General features: G+C 43.6%; 21 protein-coding genes. 18 read left to right on the top strand and 3 right to left on the bottom strand.

The features are described from left to right. Positions 1 to 137 precede the first annotated feature (137 nt). From GQY27_RS06640 to GQY27_RS06660, 5 genes are all read left to right on the top strand, one after another. Positions 138 to 335 carry a cold shock domain-containing protein gene (locus GQY27_RS06640; RefSeq protein ID WP_009594275.1) on the top strand — a complete coding sequence of 66 codons (198 nt, stop codon included), beginning with the start codon at positions 138 to 140 and terminating at the stop codon, positions 333 to 335. A 269-nt stretch (positions 336 to 604) separates the two neighbouring features. After that, on the top strand, positions 605 to 1,171 hold the full coding sequence (gene hpf, locus GQY27_RS06645; RefSeq protein ID WP_160032754.1) for a ribosome hibernation-promoting factor, HPF/YfiA family: 567 nt from the start codon (positions 605 to 607) through the stop codon (positions 1,169 to 1,171). 493 nt (positions 1,172 to 1,664) lie between these two features. Continuing rightward, positions 1,665 to 4,169 carry a preprotein translocase subunit SecA gene (secA, locus tag GQY27_RS06650; RefSeq protein ID WP_160032755.1) on the top strand — a complete coding sequence of 835 codons (2,505 nt, stop codon included), beginning with the start codon at positions 1,665 to 1,667 and terminating at the stop codon, positions 4,167 to 4,169. 119 nt (positions 4,170 to 4,288) lie between these two features. Next, a protein-coding gene (gene prfB, locus GQY27_RS06655; RefSeq protein ID WP_160032756.1) for a peptide chain release factor 2 occupies positions 4,289 to 5,402 on the top strand; the annotation gives its coding sequence in 2 pieces (ribosomal slippage) (positions 4,289 to 4,360 and positions 4,362 to 5,402; 1,113 coding nt in all). A gap of 167 nt (positions 5,403 to 5,569) precedes the next feature. Beyond that, entirely contained in the window at positions 5,570 to 6,460 is an 891-nt protein-coding gene (locus GQY27_RS06660) for a YitT family protein (RefSeq protein WP_160032757.1), read from the top strand. A gap of 128 nt (positions 6,461 to 6,588) precedes the next feature. Here the strand turns inward: GQY27_RS06660 and cls are convergent, their stop codons facing one another. Then, positions 6,589 to 8,037: a cardiolipin synthase gene (gene cls / locus GQY27_RS06665; protein ID WP_160032758.1), complete on the bottom strand. Its 1,449-nt coding sequence runs from the start codon at positions 8,035 to 8,037 to the stop codon at positions 6,589 to 6,591. 295 nt (positions 8,038 to 8,332) lie between these two features. Here cls and argC point away from each other — a divergent pair, with 295 nt between their 5' ends. From argC to argH, 8 genes are all read left to right on the top strand, one after another. After that, positions 8,333 to 9,382 (top strand): N-acetyl-gamma-glutamyl-phosphate reductase, encoded by a 1,050-nt coding sequence (argC, locus tag GQY27_RS06670; protein ID WP_160032759.1) that lies wholly within the window; start codon positions 8,333 to 8,335, stop codon positions 9,380 to 9,382. Positions 9,383 to 9,444: 62 nt separating this feature from the next. Beyond that, positions 9,445 to 10,680: a bifunctional glutamate N-acetyltransferase/amino-acid acetyltransferase ArgJ gene (gene argJ, locus GQY27_RS06675; RefSeq protein ID WP_160032760.1), complete on the top strand. Its 1,236-nt coding sequence runs from the start codon at positions 9,445 to 9,447 to the stop codon at positions 10,678 to 10,680. Between the two features lie 45 nt (positions 10,681 to 10,725). Further along, positions 10,726 to 11,562, top strand: a complete 837-nt coding sequence (gene argB, locus GQY27_RS06680) for an acetylglutamate kinase (protein ID WP_160032761.1) — start codon at positions 10,726 to 10,728, stop codon at positions 11,560 to 11,562. A gap of 136 nt (positions 11,563 to 11,698) precedes the next feature. Beyond that, complete coding sequence (argD, locus tag GQY27_RS06685; RefSeq protein ID WP_160032810.1) at positions 11,699 to 12,907, top strand: acetylornithine transaminase; 1,209 nt, start codon at positions 11,699 to 11,701, stop codon at positions 12,905 to 12,907. 1 nt (position 12,908) lies between these two features. Beyond that, complete coding sequence (gene argF / locus GQY27_RS06690; RefSeq protein ID WP_160032762.1) at positions 12,909 to 13,853, top strand: ornithine carbamoyltransferase; 945 nt, start codon at positions 12,909 to 12,911, stop codon at positions 13,851 to 13,853. A gap of 341 nt (positions 13,854 to 14,194) precedes the next feature. Next, positions 14,195 to 14,395 (top strand): hypothetical protein, encoded by a 201-nt coding sequence (locus GQY27_RS06695; protein ID WP_160032763.1) that lies wholly within the window; start codon positions 14,195 to 14,197, stop codon positions 14,393 to 14,395. Continuing rightward, positions 14,371 to 15,603, top strand: a complete 1,233-nt coding sequence (locus tag GQY27_RS06700; protein WP_160032764.1) for an argininosuccinate synthase — start codon at positions 14,371 to 14,373, stop codon at positions 15,601 to 15,603. The genes GQY27_RS06695 and GQY27_RS06700 overlap by 25 nt, the downstream gene beginning before the upstream one ends. Positions 15,604 to 15,696: 93 nt before the next feature. Continuing rightward, a complete protein-coding gene (argH, locus tag GQY27_RS06705) occupies positions 15,697 to 17,106 on the top strand; it encodes an argininosuccinate lyase (RefSeq protein WP_160032765.1) in 1,410 nt (469 codons plus the stop codon). Between the two features lie 226 nt (positions 17,107 to 17,332). On the opposite strand, the gene GQY27_RS06710 is transcribed toward argH, so the two are convergent. Continuing rightward, on the bottom strand, positions 17,333 to 18,109 hold the full coding sequence (locus GQY27_RS06710) for an alpha/beta hydrolase (RefSeq protein WP_160032766.1): 777 nt from the start codon (positions 18,107 to 18,109) through the stop codon (positions 17,333 to 17,335). Positions 18,110 to 18,606: 497 nt separating this feature from the next. Between GQY27_RS06710 and GQY27_RS06715 the strand changes: the two genes are divergently transcribed. Beyond that, on the top strand, positions 18,607 to 19,239 hold the full coding sequence (locus tag GQY27_RS06715; protein WP_160032767.1) for a YhbD family protein: 633 nt from the start codon (positions 18,607 to 18,609) through the stop codon (positions 19,237 to 19,239). Positions 19,240 to 19,327: 88 nt separating this feature from the next. Here the strand turns inward: GQY27_RS06715 and GQY27_RS06720 are convergent, their stop codons facing one another. Continuing rightward, a complete protein-coding gene (locus GQY27_RS06720; RefSeq protein ID WP_160032768.1) occupies positions 19,328 to 20,782 on the bottom strand; it encodes a VanW family protein in 1,455 nt (484 codons plus the stop codon). Between the two features lie 209 nt (positions 20,783 to 20,991). Here GQY27_RS06720 and ftsE point away from each other — a divergent pair, with 209 nt between their 5' ends. From ftsE to GQY27_RS06740, 4 genes are all read left to right on the top strand, one after another. Next, on the top strand, positions 20,992 to 21,678 hold the full coding sequence (gene ftsE, locus GQY27_RS06725) for a cell division ATP-binding protein FtsE (RefSeq protein WP_160032769.1): 687 nt from the start codon (positions 20,992 to 20,994) through the stop codon (positions 21,676 to 21,678). Then, the gene (gene ftsX, locus GQY27_RS06730; RefSeq protein WP_160032770.1) at positions 21,668 to 22,585 is read left to right on the top strand and encodes a permease-like cell division protein FtsX; all 918 of its coding nucleotides are present in this window, start codon (positions 21,668 to 21,670) and stop codon (positions 22,583 to 22,585) included. The genes ftsE and ftsX overlap by 11 nt, the downstream gene beginning before the upstream one ends. A 110-nt stretch (positions 22,586 to 22,695) precedes the next feature. Further along, positions 22,696 to 24,012, top strand: a complete 1,317-nt coding sequence (locus GQY27_RS06735) for a murein hydrolase activator EnvC family protein (RefSeq protein ID WP_160032771.1) — start codon at positions 22,696 to 22,698, stop codon at positions 24,010 to 24,012. A gap of 105 nt (positions 24,013 to 24,117) precedes the next feature. After that, entirely contained in the window at positions 24,118 to 25,578 is a 1,461-nt protein-coding gene (locus tag GQY27_RS06740) for a S41 family peptidase (RefSeq protein WP_160032772.1), read from the top strand. The last annotated feature ends 1 nt before the right edge of the window (position 25,579 follow it).

Here is a 25,579-nt window from a genome sequence, read left to right on the forward strand (position 1 = left end):
AAAATTATTAACATTGATATGTTATATTTTTGCAGGTAATCATTTTCTTTTCCAATTGACAATGGATAAGTTTGGATGTTATAGTCTGAATTGTGAGCTACGCTCACTTCATTTGAAGACGAAGGGAATGTTCGTGCATGCAAGGTAAAGTTAAATGGTTTAACGCAGAAAAAGGTTATGGTTTTATCGAAACTGAGGATGGCGGCGATGTATTCGTTCACTTTTCCGCAATTCAATCCGAAGGATTCAAAACTTTGGAAGAAGGTCAATCCGTAGAATTCGAGATCGTTGAAGGCGCGCGTGGACCACAAGCAGCTAACGTAATTAAATTATAATCATCCGGCATAGTCCGACCTACATATACGGTTAGATGGTTAACAATTGTATAGTAGTTAGCTTCAAACCTTGAGACTTCGGTCTCGAGGTTTTTTATGTTTTATTAGGAAGAATTAACTCTAGTTATAACCGATTGCAACCCTTTTCAAACGAACTTAATAAAATTGTCACATCTCTTTTCGTATGAACAAAGAAACCGCTTTAATTTTTTACTTTACCATATCATTCATGCTATAATCGAGATGTAAAGGAAAAGGAGGACTGCCCTATGAATTTGAGTATTCGAGGACAACAAATCGAGGTTACTGATGCTTTGAAAGATTACGTAGATAAGAAGCTGAATAAACTGGAAAAGTATTTCGACGAACCTCTTACCTCTGATGGCAATGTTACGCTAAGTGTTAATCGGGGCCTGCACACCGTAGAGGTAACCATTCCTATGAAAGGTCTTGTACTTCGCGCAGAAGATGAAAGCAATGATATGTATGGTTCCATCGATGCTGTAGTAGACAAGCTTGAACGTCAGATTCGCAAGCACAAAACAAAGATCAATCGTAAATTCCGCCAAGAAGGCAATCTGAAGACTCTCTTTGTTGATAATGTGCCTGCTAGTGCATCTCCTACAACCGATGATGAACTGGATATGGATATTGATGATTTTGAAGTGGTGCGTACGAAACGTTTCTTACTCAAACCGATGGATGTGGAAGAAGCGATTCTGCAGATGAACATGATCGGCCATAATTTCTTCGTATTCTCCAACATTGAGAATAATGAAGTGAACGTCGTTTACAAACGTAAGGACGGTAAATATGGTTTAATTGAGAAAGAATAGGACCCTTCCACTCGGAAGTGAAGGATATCTGATATTTTCTTTATGAATTATTTAAGTTTTGAATGAGAATATTATAATATGATGATAGTGAAGGGCCTCCAATTCTGCGGAAAGGGGGTCCTTTTTGATTTCCAGTAATTGCATACAGATGAAGCGAAACTTATTAGGCAGGACCTGCGTCTAATATATACACGGGGTGAGAGTCCGCTTTTTGCCATAAAACTCGTAAGATCGATGGTAAATCAAGTAAAATAAAGGGTTCTCCGTGTTGCGACAGTCTTTACAAACTGTTACAATTTAGGCAAAACCATTTTTCAATTGAAGCCCGAGTTTGGGTTTAATTTATAATGGATATGTTTCTATATATATGATTTTAATAACATCAGCTTGTGCATGTAAGAACTGTTAATGTATTTCACATTGGAGTTTTCTAACACTACCCTTAGTATGCCGAGCTTGATTATATTATTCGTTTGCACGAAAGGGGTTAACCATGCTAGGACTAGTGAAGAAGATCTTCGGCGACACCAATGAGCGTGATGTCAAACGTCTGATGAAGACGGTCGATGTAATTAATAAAATGGAACCGGAATTTACCGCGCTTTCCGACGCTCAGCTGCAAGGTAAAACGGAGGAATTCCGTTCTCGTATTGAAAAGGGAGCTACGCTCGACGAACTATTGCCTGAAGCTTTTGCTACGGTGCGTGAAGCATCTAAACGGGTCCTGAACAAGCGTCATTATGATGTACAGCTGATCGGTGGTATTGCCCTTCATGAAGGCCGTATTGCAGAGATGAAGACAGGGGAAGGTAAGACCCTCGTAGGTACTCTTCCTGTGTATCTGAATGCATTGTTAGGTAAAGGGGTCCATGTTGTTACTGTCAACGATTATCTTGCTCAGCGGGATAGCCAAGAGATGGGACAGATCTATGAATTCCTAGGCATGAGTGTTGGGATTAACCTCAACGGTATGGATCACGCGGCAAAACAGGCAGCTTATGCTTGCGATATTACGTACGGTACGAACAATGAATTCGGATTTGATTATCTCCGCGATAATATGGTCCTTTATAAAGAGCAAATGGTACAGCGCCCGCTTTACTACTGTATTATTGACGAAGTCGATTCCATCTTGGTCGATGAAGCTCGTACACCGCTAATCATTTCAGGACAAGCTCAAAAATCGACTGAACTTTATTTTGCAGCAGATCGTTTTGTGAAACGTCTCGTTGCAGAAGAAGATTATACGGTAGATATTAAAGTGAAATCCGTGGCCCTTACCGAAGCAGGGGTTGCAAAAGCAGAACGTGCTTTTGGCATTGAGAACTTGTATGACCAAGCAAACGTAACACTGAATCACCACATCGTGCAGGCTCTCAAAGCGAATGTAATCATGCGCCGTGATGTGGATTATGTAGTAACCGATGATGAAGTTGTCATCGTTGATGAATTTACCGGACGCCTGATGGCCGGACGTCGTTATAGTGATGGTCTTCACCAAGCGATTGAAGCAAAAGAGGCAATTCAGGTTCAGAACGAGAGCATGACACTTGCAACGATTACATTCCAGAACTATTTCCGGATGTACAAGAAGCTGGCAGGTATGACGGGTACGGCGAAGACAGAGGAAGAAGAGTTCAAGAAAATTTATGGTCTTGAAGTACTCCAAGTACCAACTAACCGTCCGAATCAGCGTGATGATATGGCGGATATTGTGTACAAGAGTGTGGAAGGCAAGTTTAAAGCAGTCGTGAATGAGATCGTAGAACGTCATGCGAAGAACCAGCCGGTACTCGTAGGTACGATTTCCATCGAGAACTCTGAACTTCTCTCCGAAATGCTCAAACGCAAAGGTGTGAAGCATCAGGTACTGAATGCGAAGTACCATGCAGAAGAAGCACAGATTATCTCCGGCGCTGGCCAAGCGGGTGCAGTTACGATTGCAACGAACATGGCTGGACGGGGTACAGATATTATTTTGGGTGATGGCGTAGCTGAGCTAGGCGGCCTTCATATCATTGGTACGGAACGTCACGAATCTCGCCGGATCGATAACCAGCTGCGCGGTCGTGCAGGACGTCAAGGTGATCCAGGTTCAACACAGTTCTATCTCTCTCTTGGAGATGAGCTGATGAAGCGTTTTGGTGCAGATAATGTACTGAACATGATGGAGCGCCTTGGATTTGAAGAAGATCAACCTATTGAGAGTAAAATGATTACACGTGCTGTAGAATCTGCTCAGAAACGGGTAGAGGGCAATAACTTTGATATGCGTAAAGTCGTACTCCAGTACGATGATGTTATGAATCAGCAGCGTGAAGTTATCTATAAACAGCGCCGTGAAGTGCTCGAGTCCGAGAACATCAAAACCATTGTCATGGAGATGATTCGCGGAACCATTCAGCGTAATGTGGAAGCACACTGTGTAGACGACATTCCCGAGAACTGGGAACTGCAAGAAGTGGCAGACTATATCAACAGCAAAATGCTTGAAGAAGGCGCCATTACACGTGACGATCTATGGGGCAAAGAAGTCGGTGAGATTGTCGAATTTATCTTCGATAAAGTTCAGAAGAAATATGACGAGCGAGAAGAACGAATCGGAGAAGATATGGTTCGTGAATTCGAGAAAGTTATCGTGCTTCGTTCTGTAGATAGTAAATGGATGGATCACATCGATGCGATGGATCAACTCCGTCAAGGGATTCACCTTAGAGCATACGGCGGTACCGATCCGCTTCGCGAATACCAGTTCGAAGGTTTTGCAATGTTCCATGAGATGATTGCCACCATCCAGGAAGAAGTTGCGACCTATGTCATGAGAGCTCAAATCGAGAGCAACCAGGAACGTCAAGCAGTAGTTGATGAGAACAAAATTTCTACCAGCGGCGAACCTGCGGAGAAACGTCCTGTGAAAGTGGATGACCAGATCGGACGTAACGATCCTTGTCCATGCGGCAGTGGTAAGAAGTACAAACAATGCCATGGACAAAATTAATCATCAGGCCATACAATAACATAAACATGTAACAACCTATATGGCTCCTTGGAGCTTGCCAGTATAACCTGGCAGGCTCTGATGGGGCTTTATCTACAGTAAAGAGAGGAATTTGCAGTATGATCGATCCGTCCGTAAAACAAGATTTGCGCGAAATCAGCAAGAAATTAACCAACCTTAGGGGGTCTCTTTGACTTAGACCTGAAGAATGAAATGATTGCTAACTTTGAAGAGAAAATGTCTGCTCCTGATTTCTGGGACGATAGTGATAAAGCACAGGCCCTTATTGCCGAGATGAACGCGGTAAAAGGTTCCGTGGACGATTATTTGAAGTTACAACAAGAATATGACGATGCCACGATGATGATTGAACTTGCCGATGAAGAGGGCGATGAAGATGTCGCTGCTGAAGTAGGAGAGGCCATCAAATCGCTTGTGAATAAGCTGGATGAGTTCGAACTACAGTTACTTCTCGATCAGCCTTATGACAAAATGAATGCAATTCTTGAACTTCACCCAGGGGCAGGCGGAACGGAATCCCAGGATTGGGGCGAGATGCTGCTTCGGATGTATACACGTTGGGCCGAGAAACATGGCTTCAAAGTGGAAGTGCTCGACTATCTAGCGGGAGATGAGGCAGGCATAAAAAGTGTGACCCTCTCCATCAAAGGATATAATGCCTACGGTTATCTAAAAGCGGAAAAAGGAGTACACCGACTGGTTCGGATCTCACCTTTTGATTCTTCTGGCCGTAGACACACTTCTTTTGTATCTTGCGATGTGGTACCGGAAATTACGGAAGATGTGGAAGTTGATATCCGAACGGAAGATCTGAAGATTGATACGTACCGGGCAAGTGGCGCCGGTGGTCAGCATATCAATACGACGGATTCCGCTGTTCGGATTACCCATCTACCGTCAGGTGTAGTCGTAACGTGTCAGAATGAACGTTCTCAGATCAAGAACCGTGAGCGTGCGATGACGATGCTTCGTTCCAAACTCTATGAACGTAAAATAGAAGAACAAAGAAAACATCTGGATGAAATCCGAGGAGAACAGTCGGAAATTGCATGGGGTAGCCAGATTCGCTCCTACGTGTTCCATCCCTATAGTATGGTAAAGGATCACCGTACAAGTGTGGAGTCAGGGAACGTAGGCGCTGTAATGGATGGCGAACTTGATCCGTTTATTGATGGATACCTCCGCAAGCAAATTAAGGTGGAGTCTGAATAATTTATAGGGAATTCCTACATGGTAAAGGGGAAGTATAACCATGTAGGAATTTTTTTGCTGGTTGAAATAGGGGATACACCGTTCATACTTACACATTTTCATCCTTGTAGTATGAATTAAGAAATAAATATAACGTGATTATTATTGTAAGGGGAGAATAGAACGTAATGCAGCAAGCACAACAACCCAAAAACAAAAGATGGAACTCCATCATTCCGATTGATGGACCGCTAAGAATGACATTTGATACATTTCTGATTATTTTTGGATCGTTTGTCATGGCAATTGCCTTTAATTTATTCCTTGTTCCCAATCAGATTGCATCAGGCGGTGTATCGGGAATATCCATTCTCGTGCAGGAAGCATTAGGCGTTGAACCTGCGTATACCCAGTGGGCGCTAAATATCCCTCTGTTTATTGCCGGCTATCTCATTCTAGGCAGACAATATGGAGTTCGTTCCTTGCTCGGAAGTTTTATGCTTCCCTTCTTTGTCTATCTGACGGATACATGGGCAGTTCCGACAAGCAATCCGCTTTTGGCATCCATTTTCGGCGGGATCGGAGTCGGTCTGGGGATTGGGATTGTATACCGGGGCCGCGGTTCAACGGGTGGTCTTACGATTCTCGCACAGATCATTCAGAAATTTAGCGGTTTACGTCTTTCTTTATGTGTCATGCTGCTTGACGGAACCGTCATTATTCTGGCGGGATGGGTATTGTCACTGGAGAACTCTTTGTTCGCTTTAATCAGCTTGTATGTCACAGGTAAAGTAATTGATTCCGTTGAAATGGGCTTTGGCACCTCTAAAGTGGCTTATATTATTTCGGAACAAACAGAGTCCATTTCAAAAGCAATTCTCGATGATCTGGACCGCGGTCTAACGAAACTCTCTGCACAAGGCGGGTATACAGATGATGATCGGACGGTGCTGATGGTCGTCGTTGCACAAAATGAAATTACTCGTTTAAAAGCCCTTGTACGTTCGGTTGACCCGAATGCCTTTGTGACGATTACGAATGCACATGAAGTATTAGGTGAAGGATTTACGAGAGCTTAAACAGCTGAATATATTGTATAAACAACTTGGAAATACGGTAGGAAACGGCTAGTTGCTTAGATGAACTGAAAAAATGGACAGACCTTCATCGGTCTGTCCATTTTTGTATTTATACTTTTAGTATCATCTTACAAGATAGGTGATAGCAATCTGGAGATGGATTCCTTAAAGCGAATCCAGAGGGAGCGCTGCTTGTAATGTTCCTCTGTCAGCTCGGCTGAGAGCTGTAAGTCTTTTTCGAAAGCATCGGTCAGTTGCTGTGCAATATCAGCATCATAGATAAAAGCATTGATTTCAAAGTTCAGACGAGAGCTGCGCACATCGAAATTAGCCGAACCAATCGTTGCTATTTTATTATCGACGACAATCATTTTGGTATGGAGGAATCCATTGTCATAAACAAAGATTTTCGCGCCCACTTTAATCAGTTCACCAACATAGGAAGTGGTTGCCCAGTATACAAACATATGGTCCGGTTTATTCGGAATCATGATGCGCACATCAATCCCTGATAAACAAGCGATACGGACTGCATCGAGCATACTAGCATCCGGGATAAAATACGGGGTCTGAATCAGGATTGATTTTTTGGCACCCGAGATCATTTTTATGTACCCGTTCTTGATATGTTCGATTTCAGCATCAGGTCCGCTGGTAACGATCTGCATCCCTACATGGCCTGTTTTCTCTGGTTCAGGAAAGTGTGCAGGTACAAACGTAATGTCATGATACCGAGAAGCTTCGTTCCAGTCCATGATAAAGCGAGCTTGAAGTGTCGCAACCGCTGTTCCTTGAATTCGCAGATGCGTGTCACGCCAGTATCCAAATTTTTTGTCGAGACCAAGATACTCATCCCCCACATTAAATCCACCTGTATATCCAATCTGTCCATCAATAATGACGAGTTTTCGGTGATTTCGGTAGTTCAGCCTAAGGTTAATGGGACTTAGTTTGGATGGGAAAAACACTTCTACTTTTCCTCCAGCTTCAGTCAGTTCCTTAAAGAAACGTTTTCTCAGTGTTCTAGAACCAAGCGCATCATAAAGAACTCGTACATAAATACCTTCCTTAGCCTTCTTAATCAGTGCATCCCGAATTTGTTTCCCAAGTCCATCAGAACGATAGATGTAGTACTGAATGTGAATATGGTCTTTCGCGTTATGAATATCTTTCAGCAGTTTATCAAACTTCTGATGACCGTCTACAAAGATATCGACCTTGTTATCTTCGGTGAATAGAGCTCCATTTTGTATAAGATGCATATAGATGAAGTCTTTGTACTCTAAAGTGTCTGGTTTGCGAAACGGGAAATCTTTTTCCTGCAAAAGATGAATTTGATCAATGACCATCTGGTCGATATTAAGTTTAGCGCGTTCCTTCCATTGAAAGAGGCGATAGCGAGTGAGGTTCTGACCAAGCAGCAGGTAGAGAATAAATCCGAGAATCGGAATAAAGGTGAGCACAAGCAGCCAAGCCCACGTTGAGGTAGCGTCCTTTCGTTCCAAGAAAACAACAGCTGCCGCCAGCAGCATATTGATCACCAGAATGATAATAGAGCTGATGTGATTAATATCCAAAGCGATAGCTCCTTTAAATATGATATAGAGATTTATTTAAACCCTATTATGCATCATAACACTCTGTTGGAAACATCGGGAATAGATATTTCCTTTTTCACCGAATCTCTGGGTGCTAAATAATAATGAATGATTTCATTTGTATAGAATAATGTATAAAGTATTGTATTTATATAAACATCAATGTATAATAATGCACATCGATGAATAAAAAAAGTATATTTTAGCGTTATCAACCTATAAAATGGATTACATACATAGAAAATAGACTATTCATGAGATGGAGGCAACCCCAATGACTCAGAAATTGAAAGTTGCAATCGTAGGTTCTACTGGATATGGCGGTGTGGAACTTATACGATTTTTATATCAGCATCCCCATGTAGAGATTACTTCTGTCATTTCGTCTTCGACAAGCGGTGTGTCGATCGCTGAAGGGTTTCCTCATCTGACAGGGATTGTAGACCAGAAGCTGGATGGTTTTGATATCGTGAAGATGGCAGAAGAGGTAGATCTCGTATTCACAGCAACTCCGTCGGGAGTAAGTACGAAGCTGGTTCCTCGGCTAATTGATGCAGGTTTAAAAGTGATTGATCTTTCGGGTGATTTTAGACTGACAGATGGTGCGGAATACGAAGCATGGTATAAACATAGTCCGGCAGAAGATATTTATTTGGATCAGGCGGTATATGGTCTAAGCGAAATCTATGGAGAGAACGCGGCAGGTGCTTCCTTTATATCTAATCCAGGATGTTATCCAACGGCGACGCTGCTCGGACTGATTCCCGCAATCAAGGCAGGGCTGATCGACCACCGCGGTATTATCATTGATGCGAAGTCGGGTGTATCCGGTGCTGGGAGAGGAACGAGTTTATCTTCCCATTACGCAGAGATGAATGAGAATTTTAAAGCCTACAAAGTGAATAAGCATCAGCATATTCCTGAGATTGAACAGGTCCTTAGCGACCAAGCAGGAGAGCCGGTTACCGTTACGTTTACGACACATCTGGTTCCGATGACAAGAGGAATTATGAGTACAATGTACGCTCCGCTGAAAGGCGAATATACTGATCAAGATTTTATAGATGTTTATAAGCAGTATTATGAGAACCGGTCTTTTGTACGAATTCGTGAAAAGGGGATTTGGCCGGCTACAAAGGAAGTATTCGCATCCAATTATTGTGACATTGGTTTTGCAGTAGATGAACGAACAGGCCGGGTTACGATTATATCCGTCATTGACAACATCGTAAAAGGCGCTGCAGGCCAAGCGATACAGAATTTGAACTTGATGATGGGCTGGGATGAACAGACCGGACTGAATTTTTTACCAGTATACCCGTAATTTGAATGAGATAGCCGTATTGCAGTCGATTTTATTTACCTGGATGGAAGTGGGGAGAGGTTATGGCACAGGTTGCATATCAAGCGTTTCAAGTTATACCGGAAGGATCGATCGTATCACCGCAAGGTTTCGCGGCAGGGGGACTGCATTGTGGACTCAAAAAGACAGAGCGTAATGACCTCGGTGTCATTACCTGTGAAGTTCTAGCAGATGCAGCGGCAGTGTATACGACGAATGTATTTCAAGCTGCACCGCTTCAAGTTACCAGAGAGAGTATGCAGAACGGTAAACTGCAGGCAATTGTTGTAAACAGCGGAAATGCGAATGCCGTAACAGGTCAGCAAGGTGAAAAAGATGCTTATGCCATGCGGCTCGCAACGGCAAGAGAGCTGGGTATTGCAGTAGAGAATGTAGCCGTGGCATCGACAGGCGTGATCGGTGAGCTGCTTAACATGGAAAAAGTGCATGCCGGGATTAAAGGATTACCTGCAAGAGTAGGTTCAGGAAAACAAGAAGCAAGTGATTTTTCCCAAGCCATACTGACAACGGATCTGGTGAAGAAGGAAATCTGCGTTCGTACTTATATAGATGGAAAAGAAGTGATGATAGCGGGAGCTGCGAAAGGTTCCGGGATGATTCATCCGAATATGGCAACCATGCTGGCCTTTGTTACATGCGATGCACAAGTGGATCAGGCTGCGCTTCAAGGTCTGCTCGGAAAATCAACCGATGCTACATTTAACATGATTACCGTAGATGGTGACACAAGTACAAATGACATGCTTATTGCGATGGCAAGCGGGCTTGCAGGTAATGAAACTTTGCATCCGGGACATAAAGATTGGGAGAACTTCGCAGCAGCATTCAATTATGTGTGTGAAGTGCTTGCTAAGGCGATTGCAAGAGACGGAGAAGGAGCGACCAAACTCGTTGAAGTTAATATCGCGGGTGCGGTATCCGATGATTCAGCAAGAGCGATTGCGAAGACAGTCATTGGTTCGAGTCTCGTGAAATCGGCGATGTTTGGAGCGGATGCGAATTGGGGACGAATCATTGCTGCTGTAGGTCGTGCAGGAGAACCCGTTCAGCCCGATCAGGTGGATGTGAAGCTTGGATCTATTTTAGTGTTATCGGGGTCACGTCCGGTTGCTTTTGATGAAGAAGAAGCTCTGCGTTATCTGCAAGGAGATTCGGTTCAGATCCATGTGGATTTGCATGGGGGAAACGGGAACGCAACCGCGTGGGGCTGTGACCTGACTTATGATTATGTTCGAATTAATGCGGCCTACCGGACGTAAGAGAGGGCTGTCCGCTACTTTTGCTACGAGGAAGGGGATAGAGGCATGACGATAACACAAGACACTTTGAAAAAGAAGGACGAGGCTCATAAAGATCTCAGCACCTTTGTAATGAAATGCGGAGGCAGTACACTTGCTGCGCTTCCGGATGCTTTTTTTAAAGACCTGCAGAAGCTCCAAGCAGAAGGGCTGCAACCTGTCATTGTTCATGGCGGCGGACCTGCAATATCGGAGAACCTGGCCAAGCTCGGCATTGAGGCTGAATTTGTGAATGGACTTCGTAAAACGACAGAGCCCGTACTTGATGTTGTAGAGATGGTCCTTGCTGGCAGCATTAATAAGCAGATCGTACGGCGAATCGAGTCTTCTGGTGGTAAAGCACTGGGCCTCTCGGGGGTAGATGGTGGACTCATTCAGGCGAAACCCGTCAGTAATCATGCAGAAGTAGGTCATGTAGGAGATGTGACCCGAATAGAAGCTTCTATTATTCAAGGGATACTGGAGATGGGATATATGCCGATCCTTGCTCCGATTGGAATAGATGGGGCGGGACAGCGCTATAACATCAACGCAGACACAGCGGCAGGGGCAGTTGCTTCACACCTCGGGGCTAGCCGATTAATTGTCGTTACTGATGTGCCGGGAATTATGAAGAATGTGAACGGTGTGAAAAAAGTGCTGGGTACCGTAGCGGTGCAAGAGATACAAGATATGATCCAGACCGGCGAAATTTATGGTGGTATGATACCCAAAGTAAAAGCAGCTATTGAATGTATTCAGGGGAAAGTGAAGGAAGTTATTATCGTCGATGGAAGTGAGCCAAGCGTGCTCAGCAGAGTACTTCAAGGTGAAGTGATCGGCACTCGAATTGTACGGATGTAAGATGTAATTCATAAGACTTCTAAAAAAGTAAGTAGACGCAGTATACGCGTATTCATGGATAGGAGAGTGAAATTAATTGACGATTACCAATTCATCTCAGCAATCTGTACAGGAATCACAAACGAAGCAGCAGACGATAGCAACAGTGACTCCAGAGGGTTCCCTTTTTCCAACTTATGCTCGTTATCCGGTAAGCCTTGTCAAAGGAAAAGGAAGTTATTTATGGGATGACAAGGGAAATCGATATCTTGATTTCATGAGCGGACTCGCCGTTACGAACCTGGGTCATGCACCAGACAGAGTTATTGCCAAAGTAAAAGATCAGCTGGACGAATTATGGCATGTATCGAATCTGTTTCATATCCCTGCTCAAGAGAAAGCGGCTGCGCTGCTGACGGCGAATACTTGTGCAGATGCTGTATTTTTCTGCAACAGTGGTGCTGAGGCGAACGAAGCAGCTATTAAACTGGCGAGAAGATATCAGCAAAAAGTGCTGGGTAACGATCGTTATGAAATTATCACTTTCAAGCAATCTTTTCACGGACGCACATTAGCTACACTGACAGCAACGGGTCAAGACAAGGTAAAAGAAGGATTTCTTCCTCTTCCTGAGGGATTTGTTCACGTACCTCTACACGATATTCCGGCGCTGAAAGAAGCGATTGGGCCGCATACAGCAGCCATTATGCTTGAGATGATTCAGGCAGAGGGCGGCATTCACATCGTAGAACCTGCTTTCTTGGCAGAAGTGAAAGCACTGTGTGAAGAACATGGACTGCTGCTCATTATGGATGAAGTTCAGACAGGAATGGGCCGGACTGGGAAATTGTTCGGGCACGAACATTACGGCATTGAACCGGATATTTTCACTGTAGCCAAAGGGATCGCGAGCGGCTTCCCTGTAGGAGCGATGCTTGGTAAAGGGTACCTGCGTGAAGCGTTCACAGCGGGTAGTCATGCTACGACTTTTGGAGGAACTCCACTTGCTATGTCTGCCGTTCTCGCTACAGTGGAGACCATTCTTGAAGATAATCTTCCCGCTCGCGCTGCGGAGATGGGTGCTTATCTAATGGAGTCTCTGCGTACAAAGCTGATCGATCAAGATTTTGTTACTGAAATTCGGGGACAAGGATTGATTGTCGGTATTGAGTGTAAAGAAGCCGTGGGTGAGATTGTCCTCGCAGGACAGAAAAAAGGATTCTTGTTTGTTACAGCAGGACCAAACGTCATCCGTTTCCTTCCGAATCTATATGTTACCAAAGAAGAGATCGATACCGCGGTATCGCTGATTGCAATATTGATTGAAGAGCATGTCGCTGCCAAAGCACCCTTAGGAGGAGAATAGTATGGCAATTACCAAGCTTAATTTACACGGACGGGACTTTATTGAATTTACAGATTACACAAAGGAAGAGATTGAGTATCTTCTGGATCTGGCCATTGATATCAAGAAGAAACAGAAAAACGGTGAGGTTTATCAGCCGCTGAAGGGTAAAACGATTGGTCTTATTTTTGAGAAGTCTTCCACACGTACTCGTGTATCCTTTGAAGTAGGGATGTTTCAGCTCGGAGGGCATGCGTTGTTTCTTAGTAAAAATGATATCCAGCTTGGTCGCGGCGAGACGATCAGTGATACAGCCCAGGTGCTGTCCCGCTACCTCGATGGAATTATGATTCGGACATTTGCACACAGCAATATAACGGAGCTGGCGAAGTATGCAGATATCCCTGTTATTAATGGACTGAGCGATGATGCACATCCATGTCAGGTATTGGCTGACTTCCAGACGGTACTAGAGCATAAGGGCAAACTGAAAGGTCTCAAGATGGCATATGTCGGTGACGGCAACAACATGGCGCATTCCTTAATGCTCGGAGCGACCAAGCTGGGTGTTCATGTATCCGTGGCAAGTCCGAAAGGATATGAGCCGTCTGCAGCTATTGTGGATCAGGCAAAGAGCATTGCTACAGAGACAGGTGCTGAGGTAGTTGTTACGCATAGCGCTCAGGAAGCCGTACAAAATGCAGATATTATTTACACCGATGTGTGGGCAAGTATGGGATTTGAAGAGGAGCAAAAAGAGCGTGAAGCGGCTTTTGCTGACTATCAGGTAAACGAAGAACTTGTAAAAGGAGCAAAACCAGATTATATCTTCCTGCACTGTCTGCCAGCGCACCGTGGCGAAGAAGTGAGCGAGGGAGTTATTGACGGTCCGAACTCCGCTATTTTTGATCAAGCAGAGAATCGCCTGCATGCACAAAAAGCATTAATGGCCGCATTAATGGGTTAGAGCCTTTCGAGCAGGCGATGTTCTACTAATGAATATAGTAACTTACTTTTTTCTTATAAAATGACAAAATAAATCGCGTTTGATGTTAGAATATGGAATAGACATGGTAGAGTAGCTGATAGAGAGGTCAATCAGTGTACATGGCCCTTTGCAATGAGTAATATGTTTTAGCTCTTATTTTGTTCTTTAGCTTTTTGCTTTACCTTTTTACTCTTTAATCTTTATAGTTTTTGTGTTCCAGGGTCTTAACACAGTGAGCGAGTGATAACAAAGCAGCCTGTGCTCAGGGGTTCATTTTTTTAAATGTCGGAGATTATGCACTACTGCTCAGGGTGAAGTTATTGAATGATGAACGACTTTTGGCTTTGCGAAGCAAAACAACCGGAGAGAATCAGTCAATAACGAGCTCTCCGCATCAGTCAATAACGATCCCGTCCAATAACGATCCCGCTGCATCAGTCATAACGATCCCGTTCATAACGATCGCCCAGCCACCGCATAACGAGGAGGAAACAACATGGCAAAAGAGAAAATCGTATTAGCCTATTCCGGCGGACTAGATACATCCGTCATTCTAAAATGGTTGAAAGAAACATATGACGCAGAAATTATTGCTTTTACCGCAGATATCGGACAAAAAGACGAACTTGATGGCTTAGAGGAAAAAGCACTCGCTACGGGAGCTTCCAAAGTATACATTGACGATCTTCGCGAAGAGTTTGCAAAAGACTTCATCTACCCGATGTTCCAAGCAGGAGCGATGTACGAAGGACAATATCTACTCGGTACCAGTATCGCTCGTCCCCTGATTGCAAAACGTATGGTGGATATCGCTATTGCTGAAGGAGCAACTGCTATTGCTCACGGAGCAACGGGAAAAGGTAACGACCAAGTTCGCTTTGAACTGAATGCGGCAGCACTTACACCGGATATTGCAGTTATTGCTCCATGGCGTCTAGAAGAGTTCCGGAATCAGTTCCCTGGACGTGCAGAGATGATTGCCTATGCTGAAAAACATGGAATCCCTGTAACCGCATCTGCAGCAAAACCATACTCTACCGACCGTAACTTACTACATATCAGTTATGAAAGTGGTGTTCTTGAAGATCCTTGGTTTGATGCAACGACTCCTGAGAACAAAGAAATGTACTTACTGAGTAATGATCCTGAAGATGCACCGAATGAAGCAGAATATCTGGAGCTTGAATTTTATAAAGGTGACTGTGTTGCTTTGAATGGTGAGAAGCTTAGTCCACTGGAAGTAATGGAGAAACTGAATGAACTGGGCGGCAAACATGGTATTGGCCGTGTGGATATGGTGGAGAACCGCTTTGTCGGCATGAAGAGCCGCGGCGTGTATGAAACACCAGGAGGAACCATTCTATTCACAGCACATCGCAAAATGGAGTCCATCACAATGGACCGTGAAGTGATGAACCTGCGCGACAGTCTGATTACTCGCTACAGCACGCTTGTATATAACGGATTCTGGTTTGCTCCAGAGCGTCTTGCTCTTCAAGCACTCGTCACAGAGAGTCAGAAGAACGTAACCGGAACGGTTCGTGTGAAGTTATACAAAGGAAATGTGATTGGCGCGGGAGTGAAAAGCCCAGTTAGCTTATATAATCCTGACATTGCTACGATGGAAGCAGATCCAACACAAGCGTACGATCAAGGAGATGCTACCGGTTTTATCCGTCTGAATGCACTCAGACTAAAAGTGGGTTCTGGAGTAGCTAAGAATCAATAATAGAAGCTATAAAGTGTAAGGAGACGAAAGACCGTTCCTTGATAAGTAATAGGAGCGGTCTTTGTCCATGAGAGGTGAAAGGGAGGCAGCGACATGAGTAAACTATGGGGCGGGCGTTTCACGAAACAAACGAATCATCTGGTAGAAGAATATACCGCATCGATTAACTTTGACAAAGCACTAGCAGAAGAGGACATTCAGGGCAGTCTGGCTCATGTGAGTATGCTAGGGAAGTGCGGCATTTTACCTCAGGAAGATGTGGAGACAATTAAAGAAGGACTGCAGACGGTACTCGGTAAAATTCGTGCAGGCGAGATTGAATTTTCCGTATCGGATGAAGATATTCACATGAATATTGAGAAGAACTTAATTGAGCAGATTGGCCCAGTAGGCGGCAAATTACATACAGGTCGTAGTCGGAACGATCAGGTAGCAACGGATATGCATCTATACTTGCGTGCCCGGGTTATTGAAATTGTAGGAATGATCCATACGCTGCAGGAAGCACTTATTTCGCAAGCGAGAGATAACGTGGATACCATTGTGCCAGGATATACTCATTTGCAAAGAGCGCAGCCGATCCTGTTTGCTCATCATCTAATGGCCTATGTGTCGATGTTCCAGCGGGATGCAGAGAGACTGATGGACAGTTATAAACGAATCAATGTTCTTCCGCTTGGTGCAGGAGCGCTTGCAGGTACAACGTTTCCTATTGATCGTCATTTTGTAGCAGAGCAGCTGCAATTTGACCGTGTATACGAGAATAGTCTTGATGCAGTAAGCGATCGTGATTTTATCGTTGAGTTCCTGGCAGATGCCTCCCTGATCATGATGCACTTGTCCCGTCTTAGTGAAGAACTCGTGCTGTGGAGCAGTACAGAGTTTAGTTTCGTAGAACTGGATGATGCCTTCTGTACGGGAAGCAGCATTATGCCGCAGAAGAAAAACCCAGATGTACCGGAACTTGTTCGCGGTAAAACAGGCCGTGTTTATGGAAATCTCATAGGTCTGCTTACGGTTCTTAAATCCTTGCCGCTTGCTTATAACAAAGATATGCAGGAGGATAAGGAAGGCATGTTCGATACGGTAGCGACACTCGAAGGGGCCTTGCAGTTGTTTGCTCCAATGATTGCTACGATGAAGGTAAACAAAGATCGTATGCGTGAAGCAGTGAATAAAGATTTCTCTAATGCGACAGATATCGCAGATTTCCTTGTTAACAAAGGGCTCCCGTTCCGTCAGGCACACGAAGTTATTGGCAAAACGGTTCTTTATTGTATTCAGAACGGCAAATATTTGCTGGATCTGTCTCTAGATGAATTTACCCAATTCTCAGAGCTGTTTGATGAGGAGATTTATGCCGTACTTCAGCCGGAAGCAGTCGTGAATGCACGGAATGTTTACGGAGGGACTGCCTCTGAACAAGTATGCGATGCGATCAAACGGAGTGAAGCAATCATACGGCTCACAGATCAGTGGCTTGTTGAGCATGCAGAAGCGTAAGTATAACTGATGTAAACCTAACTCTCTCGAAAAATAGTTCTGACTCACTGACTATTTCATTAGAGTGAGCTATAGGCAAATATCAAAGTTAAAGAGCAGCCCGGTGGCTGCTCTTTTTTATACATCACTATGGATAGCTAAAAATATAAGCTATCAGAAAGCTACTAAGAGATAACTAAACTACAACTAAAAGACAGTTAGTTTGTCCCTAAATAATAAGGCAGACTTAGAGAGGAAGCCACTTCAGCACATCCTGAATTCTAGCATCCCAATAACCCCATTCATGCTCGCCAGGGCCTTCTATATAAGTGAAATCCAGCCCTGTTTGTTCCGCGGCGGAGCGGAAACGAAGATTATCCTCATATAAAAAGTCTTCTGTTCCGCAACATTGGAACAGCTTCGGTTTAGGGCCATCCTTTTGTTCACATTGTTTTAATAGCCACATCAAATCGTTCTCGGAATCGGTCACATGGTCACCGAAAATTCGTGTGAATTCGTTATTTGCTTGGGCAATATCATTTTTCCGTTCTAGATGACTTGCCATATCGAGTGCTCCTGACAGGCTTGCTGCAGCAGCATAGGACTCAGGCTTGCTCAAGGCAATCTTCATTGCACCATATCCGCCCATAGATAGTCCGGCTACAAAGTTATCTTCACGTGCTGCAGATAGAGGGAAGAAAGAACGAGCTAAAGTGGGAACTTCTTCTGATATGTACTTAAAATAAGCGCTTCCTTCTGCCATATCGGTATAGAAGCTGCGATGTGCGTTAGGCATAACGACAGCAATTCCGTAAGCTGATGCATAACGTTCAATGGCAGTACGGCGAAGCCAAATCGAATCATCGTCAGATAGACCATGAAGAAGATAAAGTGTTTGATGAAGCCCATTGCTTTGTTTGGTATCGACACCAATCTGTGTAGCGGTTTGCTGAGGTAAAATAACGTGCATCGTCGTATTCAACCCGAGTACTTCTGAATAGAAATGACATTGCATAAGAGCCATAATCCCGAATCCCTCCCTGTGTAAGATAAAGCATCTTTGATACTCCTCTAGTATAACGAAAGTCGGTGGATCATCGCCACTAAATAAAGTATCGAAAAGACTCCATCCACAGGTGTGAACGGCAGAATGGAGAAGTAAAAAGAAAGTCATTCACAATGTTATACCCAATTTGTGCATAACATTGTGTTATTCACAGACCCATCTCAAAATGATATTAGTAATTTCATGTTTATGCACAATTCTATGCACATTACCCACAGTCAATCCTATTTTTTCACGAATTCAATACCAATTTGTGAATAGAAAACAAAAAAACAATGGATTTCCAAAAAGTTATCAACAGGTTGGTAACTAAATAATAAATCTATTTCTCTACATGAATTTCTTTAAATAAAGGGAAAACAAGCGTCCTATCAATAAAAACAGAGAAACGAACGAAACATCCATTTACAGCGTAACAATGTTATGTTACATTGTCTTCAGGGGGTTAGGATTACATGACTGAAGACTTAATATCTAAGAAAGAACTTTTGGAACAGACGGGAATATCATACGGTCAACTCTATCGATGGAAGCGGAAAAACCTAATACCAGAGGATTGGTTTATACGTAAATCTTCTTTTACAGGACAGGAGACTTTTTTTCCTAGGGAAAGCATCTTAACACGAATTGACCGAATAAAAAACATGAAAGATGAACTTTCTTTGGATGAATTGGCCGATGTGTTCTCCCCTTCCGTGAGTAACAAGGTGCTTACTCGGGTAGAAATGGAGCAAAAACATCTAGTAACACCGATTTCAATACATCTTTTTTTAGAAAGTGGGAGTGAGAAGGAGAAACAAACTTTTTCTTTTGAGGAAATGTTGTGTATCTATGTTTTGGATCAGGCTCTTGCCAGTGGGCAGATGAATCGGGAAGAAGGAATTTTGCTTGTACAGACGTTCCAAACCTATTACAGCAAGTTTCAGGATAAAGGTTGTGACATCATTTTGACTCGAAAAATGGGAATCCCCCTTTTTACAATGATAACTACGGGAAGCGAAGTTTATTTTGACACAGGTGTTAAGGAAGTTCTGCGTTTATCTCTAGGTACTTATTTAGAGCAGTTGAAAGTTAAATTGAGTGATTAGAAAATAGAGAAACCCGGACGTATGCAACATAACAGCCCGGGTTATTATTGTGCGTGCAATGATGCAGCGCTCTTTTTCTATTGAAATCTTAGCCAGCGTCTTCCGTACGAACTCCATCTTCCACGGGAGGAGTGTCCGAAGAGGGCGGCGATGGAGGCGGTTCTTTCTCCTGTGCAGCACGGTTTACAGCAAGAACTCGGTCTTGCGGCCGGTAAGTGTCTTTAGATATCAATTTACGAGAGACGACTTCTCCGTTTACTTTCTTGATCTGATAAGAGGCAACAACATATCCGGTTGACCCGGCCTGACGCACCATCTCGCTTCCTGGAGAAAGAGAATGATCTGATACATAGGTGAGCGGAGCTGGAAGGGTTTTGAGAAGTTCGGTATCGAGTTCGTAACTTACATTCTCCGGAAAAGTCCCGAAGAAGGAAACATTCAGTTCGCGGTCTTTTACCTCTGCTTTAATAAGAAGGTACTTATCTGTCGTGTTTTTAAAACGGAAATTAATGTACCCTGATGCAAAGGTTGCATCAAGACCCTTAGGAAGGTAACTAACAGGAAGTGAATGATTTCTTCTCTCGACAATCTCTAGCCCCGTTCGCAGGGCTGCATTATATAGTGTGCTGGATACTTGGCATATACCTCCCCCGACACCGGGTACTAACTGACCTTTTACAATGACGGGCGCTTCCTGAAATCCACTCTCCTTTTCTGCCTTCTCGACAATACTGCCATAATCAAAAATATCCCCTGGTTTTAAAATAAGCCCGTTTAACGCGCTGGCTGCAGCGCTGACATTATGTGTTCTTCCTTCTCCGCTTGATCTAAGAGACGTCACCACTTCAATGATCTTCCTTTCAATCCCTTCTTCTTTTAGAGAAGCAATGGTAACGGGGGGCTTCAACTCTTGGAGGGGAAGGTCGATAACTATACTAGGCGGTTCTTTATCTTTCTTATTAAGTATTGAAAAATGGTCAGGTACGATTTGAGATATAATCGTATTCATTTGATCCCACTTAATCCGCTGTACATTTCGTTCGGGTGTATAAACGACTTCGTCGTTTGGTGTGATTTTCCGAACTGCATTTACGGGATTTCCGAATTGCTTTTCTTCCCAAGCTGGAGTGAGTTTTTGTTTAAGGTGATCAGGAACTATGTCCACTTCTAGCTCCCATTCCTTAGTGAAATGCCAGCGCTGAACCACTCTTTGGACAAGACCGCCTTCCGAAAGCGTACGCAAAGCTTGTTTGAATTGATCGGCTTTGTACGTCACTCCAGCATCAGCCAGTGTTAGTTTCGTATTGGAAATAGGAGTGTTCTTGGACGTTACTCCGAGCGGAAGGTTTTCAAGTGATGTGAGTTTCTGTTCTAACTCTCGCAGTATTGTATCCTTATCCTGCCCTCCTACAGACCACCCGGATAAATGAACTCCTGGGGGGATTTTGGACTGGTGAGCGTACATGTATAGCCAGCCAAAGATAAAAGCGAATAGGAGAAAAAGAAATACACAAACCATGAACGAAATGTGAACTTTTTTCATATAGAACTCCTCTCAGACTTCTGTTTTCCCGGTGTTAGGAACACTCGTTCAATATATCCGGAAGGAAAGGAAATCTTTCGGCTACTCAAAAGGTAACAAATTTGTTACAATGAGAGACATCTTGATGAAAATCGAGAGATTTTAAAGGAAATCATTGGAAAGTGTCGAAATGAGCAAAAGAAGCTACTAATGCAACGGGAAGTGATGATGTGATTGAGTTACAAGACGTGTGGAAGACCTATCCGAATGGTGCGCATGCGCTTCAAGGCGTTTCGGTGAAGATCGACCGCAATGAATTTGTTTATATCGTCGGCCCCTCTGGAGCGGGCAAATCGACTTTTATGAAATTAATTTACAGAGAAGAAGTACCGACTAAAGGTCAAATATCAGTGAACGGATTTAATATTGGAAAGTTGAAACATCGTAAGATTCCTTATGTCAGACGCAATATCGGGGTGGTCTTTCAAGATTTCAGACTCCTGCCCAAGATGACGGCATATGAGAATGTTGCTTTTGCTATGGAGGTTATTGAAGCTCCTAAGAAGCATATCAAGAAACGTGTAATGGAAGTTCTCGATCTAGTAGGTCTGAAGGAAAAGGCAGACCGCGAGCCGGCACAACTCTCCGGCGGTGAGCAGCAGCGGATTGCAATTGCTAGAGCCATTGTGAATAATCCTTCTGTTATTATTGCGGATGAGCCTACCGGCAACCTGGATCCCGAGACGTCGTGGGGAATTATGCAGCTTCTTGATGAAATTAATTTTCGGGGAACGACCATTGTAATGGCTACGCATAACCGTGACATCGTGAACAAGATGAGAAAACGGGTTATTGCGATCGAAAAAGGCCATATCGTTAGAGACGAGCTGAGAGGGGAATACGGCTATGAATTTTAGCACCTTCTTGCGCCATTTGCGGGAAGGATTCAAGAGTATTTTCCGCAACGGCTGGATGTCTATAGCATCCATAACGTCTATTGTTGTTTCTCTATTGATTTTAGGAGTGTTCGTTCTCTTGGTCGTGAATGTCAATACGATAGCCGATAATGCGGACAGCCAGGTAGAGATCAGTACGTACCTGCAGCTGAATGTAGATGAGGAGCTTCGTACAACATTACAAGAAGAAATTGCAGCGATGCCAGAGGTAAGTTCGATTAAGTTGGTTCCTAAAGACCAAGGATTGGCTGAATTTAAAGAAAAGCTTGGTGAAGATCAACAGGAACTTTTGGAAGGCTTTGATGTAGATAACAACCCGCTTCCAGACACCATTCGAGTTGAGCTTATTGATCCGAGTACCGTTGATTTTGTAGCGGAGAAGATTGAAGCTCTGAATGAGAAATATCCTGAGAAGCCTATTATGAAAGTTAATTTTGGTGAAGAGACGGTAGAGACGTTGTTCAAGATTACACGTCTGATCCGGACAATCGGTTTTGTATTTGTTGCCGGACTTGCACTAATGTCTATGTTCCTGATTTCCAACACGATTCGCGTGACGATCCTGGCAAGACGCCGGGAGATTGGAATTATGAAGCTAGTTGGTGCCACGAATGCATTCATTCGTTGGCCATTTTTTGTGGAAGGTGCACTGATCGGTCTTATCGGTTCACTTGTTACGATCGGGATTTTGTTTGCTGGTTACAACCAGCTGCTTATTACCGTACAGGAAGATATTATTATTAAAATGCTGAACCTAGTACCTTTATCTAGTCTATGGGTTTGGCTTGGAGGCTCACTCCTCATCATGGGAGTACTCGTTGGCGTTCTAGGCAGCACATTGTCTATTCGTAAGTCACTAAAAGTTTAATTGATAATTACATTTATGAGGGCTGTCCTGGTTTAGGGGCAGCTGCTCATCACAACAAGAAAATAATGCGATGAAATATATAATTTGAAATGAAGGATGGGGAAGACAACTTGAAAAAGACGGCTACTGCACTTGCGATGAGTTTACTCACCGCTGCAATCCTATCACCTAGTTATGGCTATGCTGCTTCTAGCTTGAATGATATCGATAATGAAATTAAACAGCTTGAGGAACAATCACAGTCTGCCAAAGCAAAACAAGAAGCGGCTGCAAAGAAAAAAGAAGAAGCTGAACATAACAAGCAAAAAACAGAAGAGTATTTGAATAAAATAATCGAACAGATTAATATTGTAAGTAATGAACTCATTAACATTTCTTATAAGATTGAGTTAACAGAGGAAAATTTACGACTTACCAAAAAAGAGTTGAAAGAAGCGGAAGAACGGATTGCAGCCCGTGAGCAATTGCTAGAATCGCGTGTGCGTTTGATGTATACCGATGGATCGGTGTCTTACCTTGATGTATTACTTTCATCTACTAGTTTTGCAGATTTCCTTCAACGTGCAGATTCACTCAAGATGATTGTCGATCAAGATCAGAATCTATTAGAAGAACATAAGAAAGACAAAGAATTGGTTGTTCAGAAGAAGCAAGAGCTTGAAGAACAATACCAAGAACATAAGCAGTTATACGCAGATAAGAAAGAACGCAAGGCGGAACTTGATGCAAAAGAAGTGGAAAAGCAGCAACTTATCGCTCAGTATGATGGGGAGATCGAATCCCAGGAAGAACTGAGTGAAGAACAAGACCGCATGCTAGTTGAAATTGCGAGCAAACGTTCATCTTTGCTTCAAGAGAAGAATAAACTAAAAGCAGAACAAGCTGCGGCAGCAGCGAGAGCCAAAGCAGCAGCAGAAGAAGCTGCTCGTAAAAAAGCACAACAGCAAGTTTCTTCCTCCAGCTCCAGCTCTAGCTCAAGTAGTTCCAGCAGTTCTTCGAGCAGCAGCTCTAGCAGCAGTACTTCCAGCGGCAGTGGAGTTTTTGGGATGCCTATTTCAGGAGCCTATATTTCATCAGGTTATGGTCCGCGGGTGCATCCTATCACTGGTGTAGTAGGTAAAATGCACGCTGGTATCGACTATGCAGCGCCAGAAGGAACGACAATTATGGCAGCTGAGAGTGGAGTAGTTATCGTGGCTGAATGGACAAGTGGTTACGGCAATACCGTCATAGTTGATCATGGAGATGGTCTGTGGACGTTGTACGGACATATCCGTAATGGTGGAATCAAGGTTAAAGAAGGCGACAGTGTAACACGCGGTCAAAAAATAGCAGAAGTCGGTTCAACAGGGAATTCAACAGGGAATCACTTGCACTTTGAAGTACGGGTGAACGGTAGTCATACCAATCCACTGAATTATTTGTAAAACTCGGCATACTTAGGGCATATTCCGTACAAGCTTATCATATACTCTTGCTGGTAGATCAGGGTGAATTGTAAGTCAGACGGAATAGAAAGGGCGGTGACGCTCATGATGAAGAAGCGTTCTGCTTTCATGCTGGTTATCATTGGCCTACTAGGCGGGTGTTTGCTGACACTGGCATTTGTAAACTTTCAATCTCTGAATAGTCAGGGTGGAGAAGGTTTACTTGCTAGTGTAACCGGAAGCAGTCAGAAGAATGATCTTTCGAAAATCGAAACAACGCTTGGTCTTATTGAAGAAAACTACTATCAGGATATTGATCGTGCCGAACTGATTGATGGTGCAATTAACGGAATGATGGGAGCGCTCGGTGATCCTTATTCCAGTTATATGGGACAGGAGACAGCAGCGCAGTTTGAAGAATCGATTGAAGGATCCTTTACAGGAATTGGTGCTGAGGTTTCCTCTCAGGATGGAAATGTCATTGTAGTCTCGCCAATTAAAGGATCACCGGCAGAAAAAGCAGGTATACGGTCCAAGGACGTCATTTTATCGGTGAATGGAGAATCTCTTCAAGGACTTGACCTAAATGAGGCTGTTAACAAAATTCGTGGTCCAAAGGGCAGCGAAGCTAAGGTCTCTGTTAAGCGAGCAGGTTCCACAGATCCACTCGAATTTACGATTGTACGAGATGACATTGACCTGGAAACCATATACGCAGAAATGCAGGAAGACGGGGTTGGTATTATTACTATTACCCAATTTTCGCTGAATACTGCAGAACGTTTTGAAGAAGAGCTAGCCAAGCTCGAAGCCCAGAATATGAAAGGCCTTATCATTGATGTAAGAAACAACCCTGGTGGTGTGTTATCTGTTGTCATTGATATTGCAGAACAATTTGTTCCAAAAGGCGAGCTTATTGTTCAGGTAGAAGATAAGAACGGTAATCGGGAAAAGAATGAATCTAAGGGTTCTGCGAAACCTTACCCTGTAAGTCTACTTATGAATAAAGGCAGTGCGAGTGCTTCCGAGATTCTGGCGGGTGCTTTGCAGCAATCCGCAGGAGCAACCCTGCTCGGAGAGAATTCTTTTGGTAAAGGAACAGTTCAGACAAGTTTTGAACGTCAGCTTGGCGATGGAAGCCTAGTGAAAATTACGATAGCAAAATGGCTTACACCGAATGGAGATTGGATTCATGAGAAGGGGATTGAGCCTGATCTTACAGTCAGTCAGCCTGAATACTTCTCGGTAGCTCCGATTAACAGGGATAACTTACCGCTTAAACTTGATTCGAACAGCACGGATGTGAAGAATGCACAAACGATGCTGGAGGGACTTGGATTTAAGACAGACCGTAAAGATGGATATTTTGATGCTAAGACTCAAGCTGCGATTAAGGCATTCCAGACTTCCAAAAAACTTACAGCCAGCGGCATCTTAGATGAGAAAACGGCAGAAGCACTGGAAGCAGCGCTCATCGAGAAGATCAGTGACCCGCAGTACGATACTCAGCTTAAAAAAGCTGTATCTGAAATGAAGAAGGAAATAACCTCAGGTGCGTCGAAATAAT

Source organism: Paenibacillus sp. An7, from assembly GCF_009870785.1.
In the GTDB taxonomy this organism is placed as follows: Bacteria; Bacillota; Bacilli; order Paenibacillales; family Paenibacillaceae; genus Paenibacillus.

Excerpts from the sequence above, each read along its gene's own strand:
- GQY27_RS06700 (WP_160032764.1), top strand. The coding sequence starts at position 14,371 with ATGGCAAAAGAGAAAATCGTATTAGCCTATTCCGGCGGACTAGATACA.
- secA (WP_160032755.1), top strand. The coding sequence starts at position 1,665 with ATGCTAGGACTAGTGAAGAAGATCTTCGGCGACACCAATGAGCGTGAT.
- argB (WP_160032761.1), top strand. The coding sequence starts at position 10,726 with ATGACGATAACACAAGACACTTTGAAAAAGAAGGACGAGGCTCATAAA.
- GQY27_RS06715 (WP_160032767.1), top strand. The coding sequence starts at position 18,607 with ATGACTGAAGACTTAATATCTAAGAAAGAACTTTTGGAACAGACGGGA.
- GQY27_RS06710 (WP_160032766.1), bottom strand. The coding sequence starts at position 18,109 with ATGGCTCTTATGCAATGTCATTTCTATTCAGAAGTACTCGGGTTGAAT.
- argC (WP_160032759.1), top strand. The coding sequence starts at position 8,333 with ATGACTCAGAAATTGAAAGTTGCAATCGTAGGTTCTACTGGATATGGC.
- hpf (WP_160032754.1), top strand. The coding sequence starts at position 605 with ATGAATTTGAGTATTCGAGGACAACAAATCGAGGTTACTGATGCTTTG.
- GQY27_RS06660 (WP_160032757.1), top strand. The coding sequence starts at position 5,570 with ATGCAGCAAGCACAACAACCCAAAAACAAAAGATGGAACTCCATCATT.
- GQY27_RS06740 (WP_160032772.1), top strand. The coding sequence starts at position 24,118 with ATGATGAAGAAGCGTTCTGCTTTCATGCTGGTTATCATTGGCCTACTA.
- argH (WP_160032765.1), top strand. The coding sequence starts at position 15,697 with ATGAGTAAACTATGGGGCGGGCGTTTCACGAAACAAACGAATCATCTG.
- argF (WP_160032762.1), top strand. The coding sequence starts at position 12,909 with ATGGCAATTACCAAGCTTAATTTACACGGACGGGACTTTATTGAATTT.
- ftsX (WP_160032770.1), top strand. The coding sequence starts at position 21,668 with ATGAATTTTAGCACCTTCTTGCGCCATTTGCGGGAAGGATTCAAGAGT.
- GQY27_RS06640 (WP_009594275.1), top strand. The coding sequence starts at position 138 with ATGCAAGGTAAAGTTAAATGGTTTAACGCAGAAAAAGGTTATGGTTTT.
- argJ (WP_160032760.1), top strand. The coding sequence starts at position 9,445 with ATGGCACAGGTTGCATATCAAGCGTTTCAAGTTATACCGGAAGGATCG.
- GQY27_RS06720 (WP_160032768.1), bottom strand. The coding sequence starts at position 20,782 with ATGAAAAAAGTTCACATTTCGTTCATGGTTTGTGTATTTCTTTTTCTC.